24 protein-coding genes are annotated in these 18,356 nt (G+C 66.3%); 13 read left to right on the top strand and 11 right to left on the bottom strand.

What is annotated here, in order from left to right:
- The first annotated feature begins 85 nt into the window (after window positions 1–85).
- Together LRS14_RS25855 and wrbA are read left to right on the top strand one after the other, a co-directional pair.
- Entirely contained in the window at window positions 86–820 is a 735-nt protein-coding gene (locus tag LRS14_RS25855; protein ID WP_257801647.1) for a response regulator transcription factor, read from the top strand.
- A gap of 65 nt (window positions 821–885) precedes the next feature.
- Complete coding sequence (gene wrbA / locus LRS14_RS25850) at window positions 886–1,488, top strand: NAD(P)H:quinone oxidoreductase (RefSeq protein ID WP_046113690.1); 603 nt, start codon at window positions 886–888, stop codon at window positions 1,486–1,488.
- 25 nt (window positions 1,489–1,513) lie between these two features.
- Here wrbA and LRS14_RS25845 read toward each other — a convergent pair whose 3' ends face one another.
- The 8 genes from LRS14_RS25845 to LRS14_RS25810 all read right to left on the bottom strand — a co-directional run bounded on the left by LRS14_RS25845 (window position 1,514) and on the right by LRS14_RS25810 (window position 8,067).
- Entirely contained in the window at window positions 1,514–2,062 is a 549-nt protein-coding gene (locus LRS14_RS25845; RefSeq protein WP_310740880.1) for a flavin reductase family protein, read from the bottom strand.
- Between the two features lie 28 nt (window positions 2,063–2,090).
- A complete protein-coding gene (locus LRS14_RS25840; protein ID WP_046113692.1) occupies window positions 2,091–2,858 on the bottom strand; it encodes an SDR family NAD(P)-dependent oxidoreductase in 768 nt (255 codons plus the stop codon).
- A 34-nt stretch (window positions 2,859–2,892) separates the two neighbouring features.
- Entirely contained in the window at window positions 2,893–3,726 is an 834-nt protein-coding gene (locus LRS14_RS25835; protein WP_046113693.1) for an oxidoreductase, read from the bottom strand.
- On the bottom strand, window positions 3,723–4,046 hold the full coding sequence (locus LRS14_RS25830; protein ID WP_257801645.1) for a putative quinol monooxygenase: 324 nt from the start codon (window positions 4,044–4,046) through the stop codon (window positions 3,723–3,725). The genes LRS14_RS25835 and LRS14_RS25830 overlap by 4 nt, the downstream gene beginning before the upstream one ends.
- Before the next feature lie 34 nt (window positions 4,047–4,080).
- Window positions 4,081–4,827, bottom strand: a complete 747-nt coding sequence (locus LRS14_RS25825) for an SDR family oxidoreductase (RefSeq protein WP_257801644.1) — start codon at window positions 4,825–4,827, stop codon at window positions 4,081–4,083.
- Window positions 4,828–4,984: 157 nt separating this feature from the next.
- Complete coding sequence (locus tag LRS14_RS25820; RefSeq protein WP_257801643.1) at window positions 4,985–5,890, bottom strand: AraC family transcriptional regulator; 906 nt, start codon at window positions 5,888–5,890, stop codon at window positions 4,985–4,987.
- Window positions 5,891–6,031: 141 nt separating this feature from the next.
- Window positions 6,032–6,793: an AraC family transcriptional regulator gene (locus tag LRS14_RS25815; protein WP_257801642.1), complete on the bottom strand. Its 762-nt coding sequence runs from the start codon at window positions 6,791–6,793 to the stop codon at window positions 6,032–6,034.
- Window positions 6,794–7,092: 299 nt separating this feature from the next.
- Window positions 7,093–8,067, bottom strand: coding sequence for an AraC family transcriptional regulator (locus tag LRS14_RS25810; RefSeq protein WP_257801641.1), 975 nt, complete (start codon window positions 8,065–8,067; stop codon window positions 7,093–7,095).
- Window positions 8,068–8,414: 347 nt separating this feature from the next.
- Between LRS14_RS25810 and LRS14_RS25805 the strand changes: the two genes are divergently transcribed.
- Entirely contained in the window at window positions 8,415–8,708 is a 294-nt protein-coding gene (locus LRS14_RS25805; protein ID WP_046113697.1) for an Atu4866 domain-containing protein, read from the top strand.
- Window positions 8,709–8,980: 272 nt separating this feature from the next.
- Window positions 8,981–9,418: a nuclear transport factor 2 family protein gene (locus LRS14_RS25800; protein WP_257801640.1), complete on the top strand. Its 438-nt coding sequence runs from the start codon at window positions 8,981–8,983 to the stop codon at window positions 9,416–9,418.
- Window positions 9,419–9,507: 89 nt separating this feature from the next.
- Here LRS14_RS25800 and LRS14_RS30465 read toward each other — a convergent pair whose 3' ends face one another.
- Both LRS14_RS30465 and LRS14_RS30460 read right to left on the bottom strand, forming a co-directional pair.
- Window positions 9,508–10,062, bottom strand: a complete 555-nt coding sequence (locus LRS14_RS30465; protein WP_310740879.1) for a hypothetical protein — start codon at window positions 10,060–10,062, stop codon at window positions 9,508–9,510.
- On the bottom strand, window positions 10,034–10,375 hold the full coding sequence (locus LRS14_RS30460) for a pirin family protein (protein ID WP_310740878.1): 342 nt from the start codon (window positions 10,373–10,375) through the stop codon (window positions 10,034–10,036). Before LRS14_RS30460 ends, LRS14_RS30465 begins: the two co-directional genes overlap by 29 nt.
- A 260-nt stretch (window positions 10,376–10,635) precedes the next feature.
- On the opposite strand from LRS14_RS30460, the gene LRS14_RS25790 reads away from it, so the two are divergent.
- The 4 genes from LRS14_RS25790 to LRS14_RS25775 are packed head-to-tail and all read left to right on the top strand — an operon-like array spanning window position 10,636 to window position 13,629.
- Window positions 10,636–11,385, top strand: a complete 750-nt coding sequence (locus LRS14_RS25790; protein ID WP_198156955.1) for an SDR family NAD(P)-dependent oxidoreductase — start codon at window positions 10,636–10,638, stop codon at window positions 11,383–11,385.
- A gap of 25 nt (window positions 11,386–11,410) precedes the next feature.
- A complete protein-coding gene (locus LRS14_RS25785) occupies window positions 11,411–11,842 on the top strand; it encodes an ester cyclase (RefSeq protein WP_257801639.1) in 432 nt (143 codons plus the stop codon).
- A gap of 17 nt (window positions 11,843–11,859) precedes the next feature.
- Window positions 11,860–12,633, top strand: coding sequence for an SDR family NAD(P)-dependent oxidoreductase (locus tag LRS14_RS25780; protein WP_257801638.1), 774 nt, complete (start codon window positions 11,860–11,862; stop codon window positions 12,631–12,633).
- 39 nt (window positions 12,634–12,672) lie between these two features.
- Complete coding sequence (locus tag LRS14_RS25775) at window positions 12,673–13,629, top strand: quinone oxidoreductase (RefSeq protein WP_257801637.1); 957 nt, start codon at window positions 12,673–12,675, stop codon at window positions 13,627–13,629.
- Between the two features lie 32 nt (window positions 13,630–13,661).
- Here the strand turns inward: LRS14_RS25775 and LRS14_RS25770 are convergent, their stop codons facing one another.
- Window positions 13,662–14,300, bottom strand: coding sequence for a TetR/AcrR family transcriptional regulator (locus LRS14_RS25770; RefSeq protein ID WP_257801636.1), 639 nt, complete (start codon window positions 14,298–14,300; stop codon window positions 13,662–13,664).
- A 14-nt stretch (window positions 14,301–14,314) separates the two neighbouring features.
- Between LRS14_RS25770 and LRS14_RS25765 the strand changes: the two genes are divergently transcribed.
- From LRS14_RS25765 to LRS14_RS25750, 5 genes are all read left to right on the top strand, one after another.
- Window positions 14,315–14,611, top strand: coding sequence for a DUF1330 domain-containing protein (locus LRS14_RS25765; protein ID WP_046113705.1), 297 nt, complete (start codon window positions 14,315–14,317; stop codon window positions 14,609–14,611).
- A 510-nt stretch (window positions 14,612–15,121) separates the two neighbouring features.
- A complete protein-coding gene (locus LRS14_RS25760) occupies window positions 15,122–15,322 on the top strand; it encodes a hypothetical protein (protein ID WP_257801635.1) in 201 nt (66 codons plus the stop codon).
- A gap of 274 nt (window positions 15,323–15,596) precedes the next feature.
- Complete coding sequence (locus tag LRS14_RS25755) at window positions 15,597–17,456, top strand: alpha/beta fold hydrolase (RefSeq protein WP_257801634.1); 1,860 nt, start codon at window positions 15,597–15,599, stop codon at window positions 17,454–17,456.
- 201 nt (window positions 17,457–17,657) lie between these two features.
- Window positions 17,658–17,870, top strand: coding sequence for a YpsA SLOG family protein (locus tag LRS14_RS30805; RefSeq protein ID WP_404977615.1), 213 nt, complete (start codon window positions 17,658–17,660; stop codon window positions 17,868–17,870).
- Between the two features lie 133 nt (window positions 17,871–18,003).
- Window positions 18,004–18,351, top strand: coding sequence for a hypothetical protein (locus tag LRS14_RS25750; RefSeq protein WP_257801633.1), 348 nt, complete (start codon window positions 18,004–18,006; stop codon window positions 18,349–18,351).
- Window positions 18,352–18,356: the final 5 nt, after the last annotated feature.

The raw sequence follows: 18,356 nt of genomic DNA, 5'->3' as shown, positions 1-18,356 counted from the left end.
TGCGCGGTCGCCATCTAGCATTCCGATACACCCACTGCGCTGGTGCGAGGGCCGGCGGTTCAATGCGCATTACCAGGAGTCGGACATGTCAACCACTGCAAGGCGACTCAGCGTAGGTGTGCTTCATGAGTCCGTCGTCATCCAGCAAGGCCTGGCCGCACTCGTCGGCCACAGCGGCAACCTTCAGCTTGTCGCCACGGCCGGCATCGGCAGCCCGACCGTGGCGGCGGAACTGCTGTCAGCGCATGTGCTGCTCGCAAGCCACGGCTTTGCGCTCGAGCTGCTCGACGGCCCGGAAGGACCCCGGCATGCCGCCGTGATCGCGGTCGCGCCGCACTTCGGTGATGAAGCCGCGCGCGCCTTGATCCGCCGAGGCGCCCGCGGTCTGTTGCTTCTGTCCATGACGGCGGACGAGCTCGAGCAGGCGGTCCTGCGCGTGGGCGCAGGGCTGCGGCACATCACGCCGTCGGTGGCCGCGGTGATGGCAGAGCATCTTGGTGCTCCCGGGCTCACCTGCCGCGAGGTGGCCTTGCTCGAGCTGCTGTCATGCGGCATGACGAACAAGGCCATCGCCAGGACGCTGCAGATCTCGGACGGGACCGTGAAGACCCACGCACGCTCCATCTTCTCCAAGCTAGGCGCCAACAACCGGACCCAGGCCGTGGCCGTGGCCAGGAGGCGTGGCATCCTGAGGCACGGCGCGGACCTTCCCGCCGGCTGCCTGGAAGAAGCCCCGGCCGGACGGCCTGCAGCCAGCCGATCCGCAGGCAGCACGACCTTGGGCTTGCAGCTCGCCCGCTCCATGTCCGTGCCCGCTTAGTCGGGCGCGCGATCCCATCCGTCTTTTTCAACGTGGCTGACCAGCCACCATCCAAGGAGTGCCGCATGGCCAAGGTTCTAGTTCTCTACTATTCGTCTTACGGTCACGTCGAACAGCTGGCCCAGGCGGTCGCCGAAGGTGCGCTGGCTGGCGGTGCTTCCGTCGTGGACGTCAAGCGTGTCCCGGAGACCGTGCCGGAGCAGGTGGCCAAGGGTGCACATTTCAAGCTGGACCAGGCCGCCCCGGTGGCCACGGTGGCCGAGCTGGAGCAGTACGACGCCATCATCGTGGGCACGCCGACACGCTATGGCCGCATGGCGTCGCAGATGGCGGCATTCCTCGATCAGACGGGCGGCCTGTGGGCGCGCGGGGCGCTGAACGGCAAGGTCGGCGCTGCCTTCACGTCCACCGCCACCCAGCATGGCGGCCAGGAGCAGACACTGTTCTCCGTCATCACCAACCTGCTGCACTTCGGCATGGTCATCGTGGGTCTGCCCTACAGCCACGCAGGCCAGATGAGCGTCACCGAGATCGTGGGCGGCTCTCCTTATGGGGCTTCGACGGTGGCGGCGGGCGACGGTTCGCGGCAGCCGACGCAGATCGACCTGGCCGGCGCCCGCCACCAGGGTGAGCTGGTCGGCAAGACCGCGGTCAAGCTGTTCGGCTGATCGCCCTGGCAGGCCGGCTTCGGCCTCACAGGTTCTGCGGCTTGAAGCGATGCCGGCAGTTCACGATCTTGCCGGCCACCATGAACTCGCCGCGGCCGAGGTAGTGCAGCGTTTCCGGATGCGCCGGCTCGGCCGCAACGCGCGCCCTCACGATCTCCCAGATGAAGAGGTTGTAGCTTCCCACCTTGCTGCCGTCATGCAACCTGCACTCGAAGTTGGCGTAGGCCTCACCGATGAGCGGCACATCGACGTGTTCGGCATCCTCTGCCGTGAGGCCGAAGTGCTCGAACTTGTCGAAGTCCTTGCCGGTGGTGTTGCCGATGCCCACCACCTGGTCCAGCAAGGCACGGGTCGGCACGTTGATGACGCATTGCTTGCTCTTGCGGATCAGCTCGTGGCTGTGGTTGCCTGGCCAGATGTAGCACCCGAAGAGCGCCGGCGTGAAGCCCAGCATCATGTGCCAGCCCATCGTCATGATGTTGCGCTCACCCTTGTGCTGCGAGGTGACGAGGACGACCGGCCCCGGTTCGAGAATGCGCCGCACCTCACCGAGGTCGAAGTCGGTCTTTGTCATGGGTTTCATGATGGCGTCTTGGCGAGGGTCACTTGCCCCACTCGGGCCCACCGTCGGTGCACGTCTGGCCGCCGTCGACGGCCAGGGTGATGCCGGTGATGAAGGCGGCCTCGTCGCTGGCCAGGTAGGCCACGGCAGAGGCGATCTCCTCGGGCTGGCCTGCGCGTCGCAGCGGAATGCGCTCCCAGGCCTTCTCCAGGAGGGCCTGGTCGTCCATGATCCCGTCCACCATCCCCGTGATGGTCAAGCCAGGGCAGACGGTGTTGGCGCGAACGCCGAAACGACCGTTGTCGCAGGCGATGGAGCGGGTCAGGTTGGCGACGCCGGCCTTGGCGGCGCAGTACGCGGCATGGCTCCAGCCTCCGCCGAGCGAGGACACCGAACCCACGTTCACGATGGAGCCCCGCGTCTTGCGCAGGTGCACCAGCGCCGCTCGGGCGATGTAGAAGATGCTGTCCAGGTCCGAGCCCATGCATTGACGCCAGCTCTCGTCGCTCGTGTCACTGACGGAGCCGACCAGGTTCATCCCGGCTGCATTCACCACCGTGTCCAGGCGGCCGAAGCGGGCAACGGCCTCTGCAACCAGTCGGTCGCATTGCTCCCGCGACGAGACGTCGGTGGCCACCGCCAGGACCTTGTCCTCGGGCATGCCCGCCACGGCGTCCTTGAGCCGCTTTTCGCTGCGGCCGGCCACCACGACGCTGGCGCCTTCGCTCAGGAATCTCTTGACGGTCGCCAGCCCGATGCCGGAGCCGCCGCCGGTGACGAGCACCACCTTGCCTTCGAATCGATTCATCTTGAAGCTCCCTTGTGCCTTTGTGTGCGCATGTTCATGCGGGGAAATCGGCGTCGATCGCGGACTGTTTCCACCGGAGGAATTCAGACCGCATGTCCTCCACCTTCTTCATGGCGGCGTCGTGCGCGTCCTTGCCCAACAGGAGGAACCGGGGCGGCGAGGCCGACTCCACCGCGTCGGCGATCACCTTCGCCGCGCGTGCAGGGTCGCCGGCCTGCTTGCCCACGGACTCGTGGTATGCACGCCTGGCGGCGCCGGCCGTCGGGTCGTAGTCCGCGATCGGCGACGGGGTCTCGTTCGAGGCGCCCGCCCACTCGGTGCGGAATGCGCTGGGCTCGATGGTCATCACATGGATGCCCAGCGGCGACAGTTCCGCACGCAGCGTGTCCGAGAGACCTTCGACCGCGAACTTCGAGGCGCAGTAGTGCCCCACCGCTGGAAAGCCGCAGAGGCCGCCGATGGAGGTGAGGTTCGCGATGACGCCGGAGCGCTGCTCGCGCATCAGGGGCAAGGTCGCACGGATCATGTTCGACGTGCCGAAGTAGTTCACGTCGAACAGGCGGTGCGCCTGTTCGGCAGGCGTTTCCTCCACGGCGGCGAAGTAGCCGATGCCGGCGTTGTTCACCAGCACGTCGAGTCGACCGAACCGCTCCTTCACCTGCCTGATGGCAGCGTCGCACTGCCCGGCCGAAGTGACGTCCAGCTGGACCAGCAGGGCTCCAGGATGTTCACCCAGGTCGGCGACTGCCTTGAGGTTCCTGGCCGTGACCACGACCTGACGACCTCGCTCGAGCAGGTGCTCGGCGATGTGACGGCCGAAGCCACTCGAGCAGCCCGTGATCAACCAGACCTTCTTGTCGTCATTCATGCATGCTCCTTTCCACGCACGTCAGTGCTCGATCGCTTGATGAAGGTGCGGATCTCGGGTGTCCCGCCGCAAAGCAGGGGCACCCGGTCCATGAAGGCCCTGACGTAGGGCGTGTCCATGTGGAAGTCGAAGGCGTCCGAAGAGGCCCAGTCCTCGACCACCACCCACTGCTTCGGGTCGTCTGCGTTCTGGAGAATCTCGTAGCGACGGCTGCCGGATTCCCTGCGACTCGGCTCGACGAGGGCCAGCAGGCAGTCGCCCAGCTCGCCCTCCTTGCCTGCAACGGACTCGAAGAACGCAATCTTGGATACGGGATTCATACGGACGGTCCTTTCGATTGCAGACGGTGACCGATCACCAGGGTTGGTCGGTCGGCAGCACGAACAGCTCGGCCACGTCGACGTGGGCCGGCGCCTGCAGAGCGAACAGCACCGTGTCGGCGATGTTGTCGCTGCTGAGGAAGGACATCTGCTCGCGCAGGCCTTCCATCTGGTCGCGGTAGCCCTGGTCGGTGATGTGGGTGAACAGCTCGGTGTCCACGGCGCCCGGCTGGATGCTGGTGACGCGGATGTTGTGCTTCTTGCCCACTTCCAGCCGCAGCGCTTCGGTGAAGGCGGAGACGGCGTGCTTGGTCGCGCAGTACACGGCCAGTCCCGGGAACACCTTGCGGCCGGCGATGGACGAGGTGTTGACGAAGTGGCCCGAGCCGCGCTTGATGAGATGCGGCAGCGTCGCGGCCGTGCTGTTCATCAGGCCCTTGACGTTGACGTCGACCATGCGATGCCATTCGTCGACCTTCAGCGAGGCCACGTCGGAGATGGGCATCAGGCCGGCGTTGTTGAAGACGATGTCCAGGCCGCCGTAGGCCTGCACCAGCTTCTCGACGCCTGCTTCCACGGACGCGCGGTCCACCACGTCCATCGGGATGGCGATGGCTTCGCCACCAGCGGTCTTGATCTGGTCGACCAGCTTGTTCAGCCGGTCGATGCGGCGGGCGGCCAGGCCGACCTTGGCGCCGGCAGCTGCCAGCTTCAGGGCGGTGGCGGCGCCGATGCCACTCGAAGCACCAGTGACCAGGGCAATCTTTCCATTGAGCGACATGACAGTTCCTTTCGGCAATTGGGTTGGAGGTCGTGCCAACTGCGAACGGGTTGCTGTATCGCAGCTGGCACGGTTCCCATGGTGCCGACGGACGTCTGCTCGGTCGCTCGTGGATTTGCTCTCGATATCGAGGTTTTGCTGCCGCTGTCCAGCAGGCTCAGCGCACGCTTCGATAGTCGCTCGGAAGCACGCCTACCTCCTTGCGGAACACCTGTGCGAAGTGGCTCGGGCTGGCGTATCCCACCTCCAGGCCCACTTCGACGATCGGCATCTCCGTCTCCCGCAACAGGCGGCGTGCCCGTTCCATGCGCAGCCTGGTGAGGTACTGCGACGGTGAGAAGCCCGTGCTCTTCTTGAAGCAGCGGGAGAAGTGCGAATCACTGAGCTGGACTTCACGCGCAAGCCGGCTGAGGTCGAGCTCCTGGTCCAGGCGCTCCTGCATCGCCTGCAGGACCCGGTGCATCTTGAATGCAGGCAGCCCGCCGTGGGGTGCGGCCGATGCCGGCGCTTCGCTCGCATAGGAGCGGACCAGGTGAACCGCCAGGCTGCTCGCCAGGCCCTGGACCAGCATGGTGCTCGGGGTCCTCCGGTCCACCAGCTCGTCGCGAAGAATGCCCAGCTGGTGGGTGATGACGGTGTCCGTGCCCCCGGAAATCTCACGCAGCTGGACGTTCGCTGCTTCCGGTCCGTAGACGTCGATGACGGCCCGACGGATCAGCGGCAGGCCCAGGTAGACATGCATCACCCGGAACGGCTCATGCGTCAGCGTGCGCCAGCGGAGCTCACAGGGCAGGGGCGATGTCTGGAGGAAGAAGTCGCCCTCCCTGACCTCATTGCCCATCCATTCGCCTTCCAGCGGTCGTTCCTCCACCAGGGCCGCCCCTGACACCACCCACACGATGAGCGGTTCCGGCACTGCGGGAATGAGCAGGCTGTCCTGCACGGGCCGGCGGGTGAACATCTGGACGAACAGGTCGCGCCATGGCGTGCCCTTGCTGGTGGCTATCAGTTCGCCCGGTACATGCTCATCGAGCGCCTCGGCGGTGCTGGTTGCGAAGTCCATGGCTTCTTGTACCCAAGTTTGCATCCATGGTGCACGCGGCGCGCCCGGCGCGGCGTCAGCGGGGACCTCGGCTTGGCCACCCATCCGGACTACGGCAAAGGTGGTAGCCACCGACACCCACGGGGTGCCGGCCGGGCATGCTCATGGCCGCCGCAGCGCCACGTCCTTCGACGGAGGAAGGCCGAACAGCCGGCTGTACTCGCGGCTGAACTGCGATGCGCTCTCGTAGCCGACCGTGTAGCCAGCGCGCGAGACCTCGATGCCATCGCTCAGCAGCAGGCGCCGTGCTTCCTGCAGGCGCAGCTGCTTCTGGTACTGCAGCGGACTCATCGATGTCACCGCGCGGAAATGGTGGTGCAGCGACGACGTGCTCATGCAGCACTCGCGCGCCAGGTCATCCACCTTCAGCGGCTCTGCAAAGTGGGTCTTCAGCCAGGTCACCGCACGCATCACGCGGCTGGCGTGACTGTCGGCCCTCGCGATCTGGGCCAGCCGCTCGCCCTGCTCGCTGCGCAGCAGCCGGTACACCAGCTCGCGGGCCGCCAGTGGCGCCAGCATGGCGGCGTCCTCCGGCGAATCGAGCAGCCGCATGATGCGGATGGCCGCGTCGAGCATCCCGTCGGTGACGTTGCTGAGGAACAAGCCGCGCGATGTCCGCGCCCTGGGTGCTGCCGGCGGGCCCAGCTGCAGCACGAGTTCCGACACCTCCGCGGGATCCAGGTCCAGCCGGAAGCACAGATACGGCTCATGGAAGCTGGCGTGCGTGACCTGCGCGCTGACTGGCAGATCGGTGGAGAAGACGAGGAACCTCGACGCGTCGTAGCTGTAGATCTCATCGCGCAGCATCACGCGCTTGGCACCTTGCGCGATGATGCAGACGGCGGGCTGGTGCAGCGCGTGCACGAGCTCTTCGCCGGGTGCGGACAGCTTGATGGCGGACAGCCGTGGAATGGACGTCGGGCAGATGCCATCCCTGGCGCATGCCGCGCCACCAACCCGGCCAGCTCATGGATGCGGCCGCCGTCGGGCGGAGCAGGGTGGGGTACTGCGGAAAGGCGAGGCGCCGCAACAGGTGAAGCGATGTCTTGGGTGGCCATGGCTTGAACGTTACCTCAGGGAAAGGCCTTCAGCGGCAATGACGGGGTGAGCCAGAAGGCTTGCCCGGCTCGGCAAGCCCCACGTTGACATGACGGCCAGCGATCTCACTCTCCCAAATGGGGTAGGGCGCCGTGCAAGCCCTGGCGACAGCGCGCTGCGTCCTTCGCCGGCGCGGCACCGAATATCCGGGCGTAGTCGCGGCTGAACCGGGACGCGCTGGCATAGCCAACCTGGCGGCCGGCGCTGGCCGGGTCGAGTCGCCCGGTGACCAGGAGGCGGCGCGCTGCTTGCAGTCGCAGGTGCTGCTGGTACTGGAGCGGGCTCATCGCCGTGGCGGACTTGAAGTGGGTGCGAAGCGCGGACAGGCCCAGGTGGGCCGCCTCCGCCATCCGGTCCAGTGCCAGCGGCTCCCTGTAGTGGTCGCGAAGCCAGTCGATGGCTCTGGAGACGCGATGGCTCGTGCTGTCCGCCAGCGCTCCTTGCGCGAGTCGGTGGCCACAGGGGCCGGTGAGCAGCCGGTAGAGGATCTCGCGGATGGTCGGCGGCGCCAACGGCTCGATGTCCTGCGGCGAATCCAGCAGCCTGACCAGGCGCAGCACCGCATCGAGCAGCGGCGCAGTGACGTCGGCGGTCATCATCCCGCGGGAGGCGCCTTGCACGATGGACGGTCCCTGCCTTCCCATGCCGGACAGCAGCGAAGCCAGTTCCTGGGTGTCGTATTGCAGCCGGATGGCGAGATACGGCAGCTCGGGCGTCGCGTCCATCACCTGACCGGAGACCGGCAGGGGCTGCGAGACGACGAGGTAGGTGGCCGGGTCGTAGACGTAGGCCTCCCCGCCCAGCAGCACCCGCTTGCTGCCCTGGGCCAGCAGGCACAGGGCGGGTTCATGGACGGCGTGAACCGGACGATCCATCCGGTGGACCCGTATCAGCGAGAGACGCGGAATGGGCGTGGAGAACACGCCCTCGCGAGGCGCATGGCGTTCGATGCAGGCGGCAAGTTCGGCACGCCGCAGCACGGCTTCCACGGCCGTGTCCCGGCGCTGCAGGCAAGGCCGTGTGACGTTGTTGCTGGACATGCGCCGAGCTTAGGCCGCGGTCCGCCGCCTGGCGAGCGTGCGGAGCGATCGGGGCCGGTATGGGCAAGCATCCGCGACGAATGGGCAAGTGAGCGTCGGGTGGGTGACCCCGGGTGGCAGGCTTTGCAGGAACAGGCAAGTCAGCCGGCGGATCGAGCCAATGCCGGAGGCAGTCGCTTCCTAGAGTCTCTTCCATCGCAACCGACCCGCCCTGGAGAGATGAGATGAAGCGACACACCTCCGTCTATGGGATCACGGTCCTGCTCGCCGTTGCTTCGGCGGCGATGTGGGTTGTGCCGGTGGCCGCCTGGGCCAACAGTCCTGAACCCCTGTCCAAAGGAGCAACCATGAGCACGACAGCCACGCAACGTTCTTCCGCCAAGACCGCAAGCACCGCCAGCCACCCCTACGTGGGCATGTGGGTGACCGCCGACGGCTACATCCGCCATGAGCTGCTGCCGAACGGTCGTTACGACGAGGCCCGCGGCAAGAAGCAGAGCGCCTATCAAGGCCGCTACCGCATCACCGGCAACCACATCGACTACGTGGACGACACCGGCTTCACGGCCGACGGCGAGTTCCGCGACGGCATCCTGTACCACGCGGGCATGGTGCTGTATCGCGAGGCCAGGCAGCCGTAATACTCGCAATTGCCGCGCAATTGCCGCGCAATTGCCGTGCAACGTCGGGGCGCTTCCAGCTTGCTGGAGCGCCCGACGTCGTTCTTGGACGCTTGTTCGGCGGGATGCCGCGTGGACGACCGACGTCCGAGGCCCTCGCCGAATGCGGCCCGCACGGACCACTGGTTTGCAGAATCCGGCAAGTCGATACGGCGTTTTGGGCAGGCGCGAAGCGGGTCCGGTTCCTAGACTTTCTTCACCTCACCAACGAGGCCCAACCGAAAGGAACCACCATGAACACGCGACAGAACGTAGACCGCATCCGCGCCCTGTACGAGGCCGTGAACACCAAGGACCTGGAGACCATTGCCGGTTTCGGTGCCGCCGAAAGTGAATGGCTGGACGTGCCGTTCAACTACCTGGCCACCGGCGTCAACGCCATCATCGACCCGTGGAAGAGCTGGTTCAACATCTTCCCGGACGCGACCTGCGAGGTGCGCAGCCTGACCGCCCTGGGTGACCATGTGGTGGCCCAAGGCATCGGCCGGGGCACGCACAAGGGCGTCTTCCATTCGCCGGCCGGCACCATCGAGCCGACGGGCCGCAAGATGCAGGTCAACTTCTGCGACGTCTACCAGCTCAAGGATGGCAAGATCGTTCGCGCCGACAGCTACTTCGACTTCTACGGGCTGCACAAGCTGCTGGTCCAGGAAGCCACTGCCGCCGCCTGACCAGGCGCGGCAGTGAACGCCGCCGAACGCGATGGACTGCAGCACGCCGCCCGGCATGATGGGGCTCCTGGACGAGGCGGTGAGGTGACTCAGACGGCCCGGCCGCTTGCGCGGAGTTGCTCGCCAAGCCGGGCAATCTCATGTTCGCCATGCCGAAGCGCGGCATGGGACGTGTGCACCGAGTAGGCGCCCAGCACCAGGTCGTGCGGATGCTTGCGCGCGCTGCCGAAGACGAAGTCGGCGGCCTGCCCGGCCGTCAGCCGAATCGGCAGGTCGCCTTCTTCGAAGACCACCAGTTCGTCGGCCATGCGGTCATCGCCACTGGACAGGGCGCCCTGGCCGACATGCAGCCAGGCCACCTCGTGGCCGGCAGGCGGGTTCAGTTCGATGCGTTCGCCGGCCTTCAGGGAGACATGCAGGTACTGGATGCCTTCGGGTGCGTTGACCTTGCTGCGCACGCCCTGGTACTGGCCCAGGATCACGCGCACGTTGCCCACCTGCGGCACGTCGGCCGGCTGGAGGTACTGGCTCTGGGCGGGCGCCAGTTCGAGCGATTCGGGCAGGGCGACCCAGAGTTGGTAGCCGCGCAGGCGTTGGCCGGCCAGCGGCACGCCGTCATGCCACACGCCCTTGCCGGCACGCATCCATTCGACCGAGCCGGCCTCCAGCACCCCCGCTGGCGCCCGTGGTGTCCTCATAGCGCATGCCGCCCTCCAGCAGGACCGTCGTGGTGGCGATGCCTGAATGCGGATGCATCGGGAACATCGTCCTGCCGGCCGACTGGAAGTCGAAGTAGTCCAGGAAGACGAAAGGCTTCAGGGCGCTGCCCGCCATGCGGGGGCTGACCAGGCGCGTCACGGGCCCGTGAATGCGACCGCTGGTGCGGGTGGCGATGCCGCGACGGGTTGCCCGTTCCGGGGTACGGATTCCATACGGCGTTTGGTAGATGACTGTCATGTGTGCGCTCCGTCTAATGCGATGGAACGAAGCTTAGAAACCGGATCGACAGCCGGGAAGCCAGGATGTGTCGATGGGATCCATCTTCAGATGCGATAGAGGCGGGGCGCCTGGATGCGGCCATCGGAAGGAACGATGCTTTCCATCGAAGCAAAGAGGCTACCGGTACTCCATGGCCGTCCCTACTCTGCGAACCATGCAGCAACGAGCTGCACCACTTCAAGGAGTAGTCAATGGCATTCAAGGACTTCGAGAACAAGGTGGCCCTGGTCACCGGCGCTGGTTCCGGAATCGGTCGCGAGGCTGCGCGGGCCTTCGCAAGCCGCGGCGCGTTCGTCGTTGCGGCCGACCGGGATGAAGGCGGCCTGGCCGCCACCCGCGATCTCATCGCCGAGCTGGGCGGCCGCGTGCTGACGGCGACGGTCGATGTCTCGCACGAGGTGCAGGTGCGTGAGCTCATCGCCCGCATCGACAAGGAGTTGGGCCGGCTGGATGTGGCGTTCAACAACGCCGGCATCACCGGCCAGGCGCACCGCATCGAGGACTACCCCACGGAAGACTTCGACCGGGTCATCGCGGTCAACCTCAAGAGCGTCTTCCTGGGCATGAAGCACCAGATTCCGCTGCTGCGGCGCACCGGCGGTGGTGCCATCGTCAACACCGCGTCGGTGGCGGCGCTGACCGGCCCGGGTGGCATGAGCGCCTATGCCGCGTCCAAGCATGGCGTCCATGGCCTGACGCGCGTTGCCGCCATGGAGAACGCCGCCCACGGCCTGCGCATCAACGCACTGGCGCCCGGCTGGACCGAAACACCCATGGTCAAGCAAGCCAGCGCGCAGAACCCCGGCTTTGCCGAACTCGCCACCTCGGCCATTCCGGCCAGGCGCGGCGCCCGTCCCGCGGAGATCGCGGCCGCAGCCGTGTGGTTGGCCTCGGAGGCTTCCTCCTACGTCATGGGCCAGATGCTGGTCGTCGACGGCGGCATGACCATCGGCGGCTTCGAGATCTGAACCCCCTTCCATCGAAAGAACCATCATGAGCGACATCACCAACATCAGCGAGGCCGCCAAGGCCATCATTCGTCGCAACACGGCCGAAGTGCAGGGCGGCGGCAATTGGGACCTGTTCGACGAGCTGTTCTCCGACGACTTCCTGGACCACACGCCGCAGCCCCATTGCACGCCCGACAAGGCTGGCGCCCTGGGCTTGTACAAGAAGCTGCGCGAAGCGTTCCCGGATTTCCATGCCGTCATCCACTGGCAGCGCGCCGAAGGCGATGTGGTGACGACCTACAAGACCTATCACGGCACCCACCAGGGCGACTTCCTGGGCATTCCGGCCACCGGCAAGCCGATCCAGTTCGAGACCGTGGACGCCATGCGCGTGCAGGGCGGAAAGATCACCGAGCACTGGGGCGTTGCCAACCTGTACTCGGTCCTGAAGCAGCTCGATGCGCTGCCGCAATGAGCGAATCAGGGAACAACATGAACACCAACATCCTGCAGAACAAGGTGGTCGTCGTCACCGGTGCGTCCAGTGGCATCGGTCGCGCCATCGCCATCAACGCGGCCAGGCACGGCGCCCGCGCCGTCGTGGTGTCCGACATCAGCCCGGACCCGCGCGAGGGTGGCGGGCCCACGACGGACGAGATCAAGGCACTCGGTGTCGCGACGACCTTCGTCAAGGCCGACGTGAGCAAGAAGGAGGAGGTCGACGCGCTCGTCGAGGCGGCTGCTCAATACGGCGGCGTGGACGTGATGGTGGCCAACGCCGGCATCAGCCTGAAGGCCGACGGTCCTGAGGTGTCCGCTGACGACTTCCGCAAGCTGCTGTCGGTGAACCTGGACGGCACGCTCTTCAGCGCGCAGGCTGCGGCGCGTCAGATGAAGGCCAACGGCAAGCAGGGCAGCATCGTGCTCATGGCCAGCATGGGCGGCCTGTCCGGCGCGGGCATCACCGTGGCTTATTCAACCAGCAAGGGCGGCGTGGTCCTGATGGCCAAGTCCCTGGCCGATGCCTTGGGGCCGGACGGCATCCGCGTGAACGCGGTGGCACCAGGCACCATCGATACCCACCTGCTGCGCACTGCGCCCGGCATCGCGGAAGCCGCCGAAGGCTTCCGTCAACGCACGCCGCTGCGCCGACTGGGCCAGCCTTCGGAGATCGGCGACGCCGTCGCCTTCCTGGGCTCGGACCTGTCGAGCTATGTGACCGGCACCGCGCTGCTGGTCGACGGCGGCCTGCTGGCCGTCATCTGAAGCCGGCAACACATCCCGGCAGTACCAAGGCATTCCATTGTGAACACCACCATCCGTTTCCATTCCTACGGCGGCCCTGAAGTCCTGGAAGTCGAAGACCAGCCTGACATCGGCTTGCCCGGCCCCGGCCAGGTCCGCCTGCGCCACCTGGCCATCGGCGTGAACTTCATCGACACCCTGTTCCGCCAGGGCGTGTTTCCCGTGCCCGTGCCCTCGATCCCCGGCGTGGAAGGCGTCGGCCTCATCGAGGCGGTGGGTGCAGGCGTCACTCACCATCGGCCCGGCCAGCGGGTGGCGTACTACCTGGCGCCGGGCAGCTACACGCACACGCGGCATGTGGAGGCCGGCGCGCTGGTGGCCGTGCCGGATGAACTGGGCGCGGAGCAGATCGCCGCGGTGCTCACCAAGGGCCTCACGGCCTGGGCGGGCCTCAACGGCTATCACCCGCTGCAGGCCGGTGAAACGGTGCTGGTGCAGGGCGCTTCCAGCGGCGTGGGCAGCCTGCTGGCCCGCTGGGCCAAGGCAAGGGGCGCGACGGTCATCGGCACCGCAGGCAGCGAATCGAAGCGCGCGGCGCTCGCCGGTGTCATCGACCATGTCCTGGCATCGGACGCCGCGGACCTGGGCGCGCAGGTGCGCAGGCGGGTGCCGGCCGGGGTGGATGTGGTCTACGAGTTCGTGGGCAAGGCGACGTTCGATGCGACGTTGGCGGCGGTCAGGGACGGCGGCACCATCGCTTCCATCGGTGCCGCGTCCGGCGCCCCGATCGTGGATCAGGCCACGGTGACCAGGCGCGGCCTGAGGATGGTGGGCGGACCGATGGCCACCCACCTGGCGGGCCGCGTCGAGCAGGCGACCGCCGAGGTCTTCGCCGCCTACGAGGCCGGCGTGTTCGGCGAGGTTCCGATCACCACCTACGCATTGCGCGACGCGGCGAGGGCGCACCAAGACATCGCCTCCCGCGCCAAGGCGGGCTCGCTGGTCCTGCTGCCGTAACCGGTCCGCCAGCTCGCCACGGCTCGTCCGAGCTAGACGGCCCGCTTGCCGAGAATGGCATTGACGAAGGCCGGAAGCGATGCGGCCAGCGCCTGGCGGTCCATGGTCTGGGCGACCGTCTGTACGCCTTCGAACAGGGCATGCAGCAGCAGCCCCTTGGCGGGTGCATCCAACACGCCCAGGCCCGCGCACAGCCGCTGCAGCCGCTCGATCTGCTTTGCCTTGTATGCGGTGATCACGTCCCGGCCAGGGTGCCCCGGGTCGGGCAGCTCCACCAGGCTGTTGGAGAGGGGGCAGCCGCGATGGTCGGGGTCGGAAAGTCCCGCGGCCACCTGGGCCACCAGTCCGCCCAGCAGCTTGGCTGCCGTCTCGCCGTGAGTGGCTTCCAGGGCCCGCCAGCTGCCGTCGTATGCACGGGCCACTTCACCGAGCCAGTGCACGACCAGCTCATCCTTCGAGTGGAAATGCCGGTAGAGCGACATCTTGGTCGTGGCGGCCTCGGCAGCGATGCGCTCCACGCCCACGCCGCGGATGCCTTCTTCATAGAAGAGCCTGGCCGCTGCCGCGATGACGCGTTCACGCGGAGGAAGGTCGTGGAGATCAGGGTTCATGCGTTGACGAGCGATACCGATCGGTATTATAGTGACGATACCGAACGGTATCAACCTCATGCAAGGAGTAAAGCATGTCCGCGCTGGTCCTGATCGACCTTGACATCCGGAATGAACAAGACATGGCCAAGTATGAAGACGCCGCCATTGCCTTGCTGGCCCAGCATGGCGCGAGACCCATCGTCCGCGACTTGAAGCCGGTGCCTTACGAGGGCGAGTGGACGCCCAACTTCCTGGTGGTGCTCGAGTTCCCCAGCAAGGAAGCGGTCAGACGCTTCTACGACTCACCCGAGTACGAGCCCTTGAAGCAGATGCGCTTCAAGGCCGCGAAATCCAACGGCATCGTGGTGGTGGATACGCTTTCCGGGTGAGCGCATGCCGGGGCTTGCAGTCGTGCGGGACGCGCTGGAGCGGTGTTACTCCAGGTTTTGCACCTGAATATCGAGTTCGACGCCAAGTGCTTGTCGCGTATGAAGCTTGCCTGCCAGCCGGTCTAAACACCCCACAACTTACCCCACAGGCTGCGCGTGCTGCGCGGTGCTTCGGCTTGTCGCGGGTGATGCGTCCAGTGTCTAACTGTAGCCGGTGAAGTGAAGGCCTCGGTTGGCTGGCGCGCTCAATCACCTTCATTTGACTGCGACTCGGCGTGTGCACCGGCAAGTCAGCAGACCGTGACCATGCCGGGCCTTGCCCGCCGTCCCCACCGGTTTGTCGCGGGATAAATCCGTGGCAGGAGCAGCATGAACTCATCTGCTAGGAGAGCGCGATCGTCGCCCTAAGACTGGGGCGGACCGTCGCAAGGTTGGACCGAACGGCGGAAGTCGACCCGTTGCAGTCCTCAGCCGGCTCTACTTCGATGCCTGGAAGCGGCCGCTCGGCGATTGAACTTCGACGACGCGGACGGCCGCAACGACGGCGTTCTCGAACAACTCCAACAGGCCCTCCACGTCGTGGAGCACGGCCTCGATTTCAGCGCACAGGCAGCTATGCTTGGTGCCGGAAGTCGAATCGAGGCCTACCTCGGCATGCCTTCGATGAAGCCGACTGCCGGCGACAGGGGTTATTCGGAGGGACGGAGATGATGCGACTGGGCACACGTGCGGTTGACGAAGAGTTGGCCGAAAGCGCGAAACGGATAGAAGAGGCGCGCGAGGCTCTGGGGCGGCTCGGCGCCAAGCTCATCGCACTTGGCGCCTGACATGTCCGCCGTCGCTGGACTATCGCCCGCAGGCGCCCGCCGGCCCTTAGGCGCCACTTCGATAATGCGAGCCGGCACGGTCTTCGCACTGCTCTTGGCGCTGTTGTTTTCAGGCGGGGCCGCCGTCGCCGCCGAAAAGCCCCCCACGAAGCTGCACGGTGACCCGGGATCTCCGCAGGGATCCGGCCGGCCCGTCCCGTCAGCTCGCGCTGATGGTCCATGCCTTCACCGTAACGCCGGCCACGTTGATTCCGGCGGTGGAGCAACTTCGCGCCGTGCGTGGCCCCACTGACGTGCTGCTGCCCAAACTACCGCTGGATCTGTTTTCGCGCGCGTCAATGGAGAATGTGGTAGGCGACCTGGTGCGCTGCCTCGATGAGGCCTGGGACACAGGACGGTATGACTCGCTCGTGCTCGTCGGTCACAGCATTGGAAGCCTGCTCGTGCGAAAGGCTTACGTCGCAGGCATGGGACCGACAGTCCGTGCTCCGTTTGAGTCGGCGCTGGCACAGGCCCTGGACGCGCCCCGCGCCTTCCCTCGGCCATGGGCCCGGGAAGTCAAGCGCATCGTGCTGCTGGCCGGCATCAACCGCGGCTGGACGGTGTCGCACCACATGTCCTTGACGCGCAGCTTGGAGATTGGCCTCGGCCTATGGCTCAACCGGGCAGCCGAGGCCGTGGGCATGGATCCGTTTACCGTGATGGCCGCGAGGCAGGGGTCGCCCTTCATCACGCAGCTGCGCCTGCAGTGGCTGGCGCTCTCGCAGGAAAAGGCGGCGGACATGCCTGCGGTCGTGCAGCTGCTAGGCACGCGCGATGACCTCGTTCCCCCGGATGCCAACATCGACGCCGTGACGGGCAACGGCTTTACGTACCTGGAGGTGCGGCAATCTGGCCATGCCGACGTGGTGCGCATGACCTGCGACCGCACGAGCCCAGACTGCGTTGCGGCCTATGCGGTGGAGGACGAGCCCGAGGGAGCGCCGGCCCTGCGCGCCACGGCCTTTCGACGCGCGCTGGCGGATCCTCTGGGTCCGGGTGATGTGGTGCCCGTTTCTGTGGACGCGTTCCCGGGACCGAAACACGACCTGGCGGCGCGGGAACAAGCACAGGAAGGCGGTGACAAGAGCCCGCGCGATGTGGTGCGCGCGGTCGTGTTCGTGATCCACGGCATCCGCGACGAAGGCTACTGGACCGAGCGCATCGGGTCCGGCGTGCGTCGTGCGCTTGAAGCCATGCACGGGCCAGGCTCCGTTCATCTGGAGACCTCGAGCTACGGGTACTTTCCCATGCTGTCGTTCTTGCGCCCTGGCGCGCGGCAGGAGAAGGTCGAGTGGCTGATGGATCGCTACACGGAGGCCCGGGCGCGCTACCCCGACGCCGAGTTCCACTACATCGGCCACAGCCACGGCACCTATTTGCTGCGTAAGGCAATGGATGACTACGCCGGCGCGAAATTCAACCGCGTGGTGCTGGCTGGCAGCGTGCTGCGTACCTGCGTGGACTGGGCGCACCTCATCCAAAAAAAGCGCGTGGACCAAGTGCTCAATTTCACCGCCACCTCGGACTGGGTCGTGGCTTTCTTCCCCAATGCCATGGAGATGGTGAACTGGCAGGACCTTGGCGGTGCTGGCCATCGCGGCTTTGGCGCGTGCGAGCGTGGGGCAGCCGAGCATCTGATCCAGGTGGCCGGCACCGATGCCAAGGTACCGGGCCAGATCGGCGGCTATGTAATCGGCGGTCACTCAGCTGCGCTGGACGACCGTGCCTGGGACGGCATCGCTGCCTTCGTGGCTGGTGGCACCATGCCGCCAGAATTGCTGCCGCCAACCAGCCAAGAGCACGGCGCGCTCGTGCGCTGGTTAGGCCCGGTAGCCCCGCTGATCTGGGTGCTGCTGGCTGTGATCTTGCTGGGCCTGGCGTTGCTGCTGTGGCGAGCGCGCTGGCGCGAGTGGATCAAGACACTTGCGTTCGTAGTTTACTTGTGGCTTGTGTGGACGGTGCTGACCCAGGTTTAAGACTGGCGCTCTTGGGGTCGTTTCGTTTCGGGCAAACCCGCTTGATCGTCGCCGACCCGGTGACAGGCTGGACCCGACCCACTGGCGCCGTTCGACGTCGCGGAAAGCGGTCGGACGTGTAATCGCCGAGTGCCATGACGTAGCGACGTAACGCCACGACAGTGCGGATGAAACGCGTGACGTCCTCGAAGGCGTTGCGGTATGCATACGGGTACCTACACACGCGATGTCTTGACAATGGACCTGCTTCAACCGCTCCCTTCGCTCAGCAAGGTGGATTCCGGTGGGCAATCCGGCGCTGACCGCGCCGCCCCCGCTTGGGCACTCGCTGACCAGGTTAACCATGGTGGCTGGTTCCCAGCACACCGTCCCGGCGCGAGGAGGGCAACACCAGCGGCATCAAAGGCTGGGTGAACCAGGTGCCCGAGCGCAATGCGGTGCCGACCCTCTTGGGAACCAACAGCCTGGGCTCCTGCAGGTTTGGCGCACTGTACGAGGAACCCGCCCGGATGCATCATGCTAGGCGCTTATAAACAAGGAGGGCCCCGTGAACGCAGCCAATGTCTTCAAAGCAGCACTGTTCGGCTTCCTAGAGGATGAACTGCCCGGCCCCGTGGCGCACTTCGAGGCGTTGGTTGTTCTTCGCGGCTACCTTGCTGCAAGTCCGGGCCAGGCCGCGGCGGGCAACGCCTCCAAGTTGCATGAGTACATGAAGGGCCTGATATCCAGCGACGCCCCGGAGCAGATGGGCCTGATTCTGAAGGATCCACCGAACGGCGGCGTTACGACGATTCCCGGGCCGGGTTGCATGGCGGCACGGCTGCCGCTCGGTCGTCGGCCCACCCCGCAGGAAATCAGGGACGCGTGGGACGCCTGCTGTGGCAGCCAGCCCTGACGGGG

Source organism: Aquincola sp. J276 (genome assembly GCF_024700035.1).
Classification (GTDB): domain Bacteria; phylum Pseudomonadota; class Gammaproteobacteria; order Burkholderiales; family Burkholderiaceae_C; genus Aquincola; species Aquincola tertiaricarbonis.
This window is presented reverse-complemented; position numbering and strand designations above follow the sequence as displayed.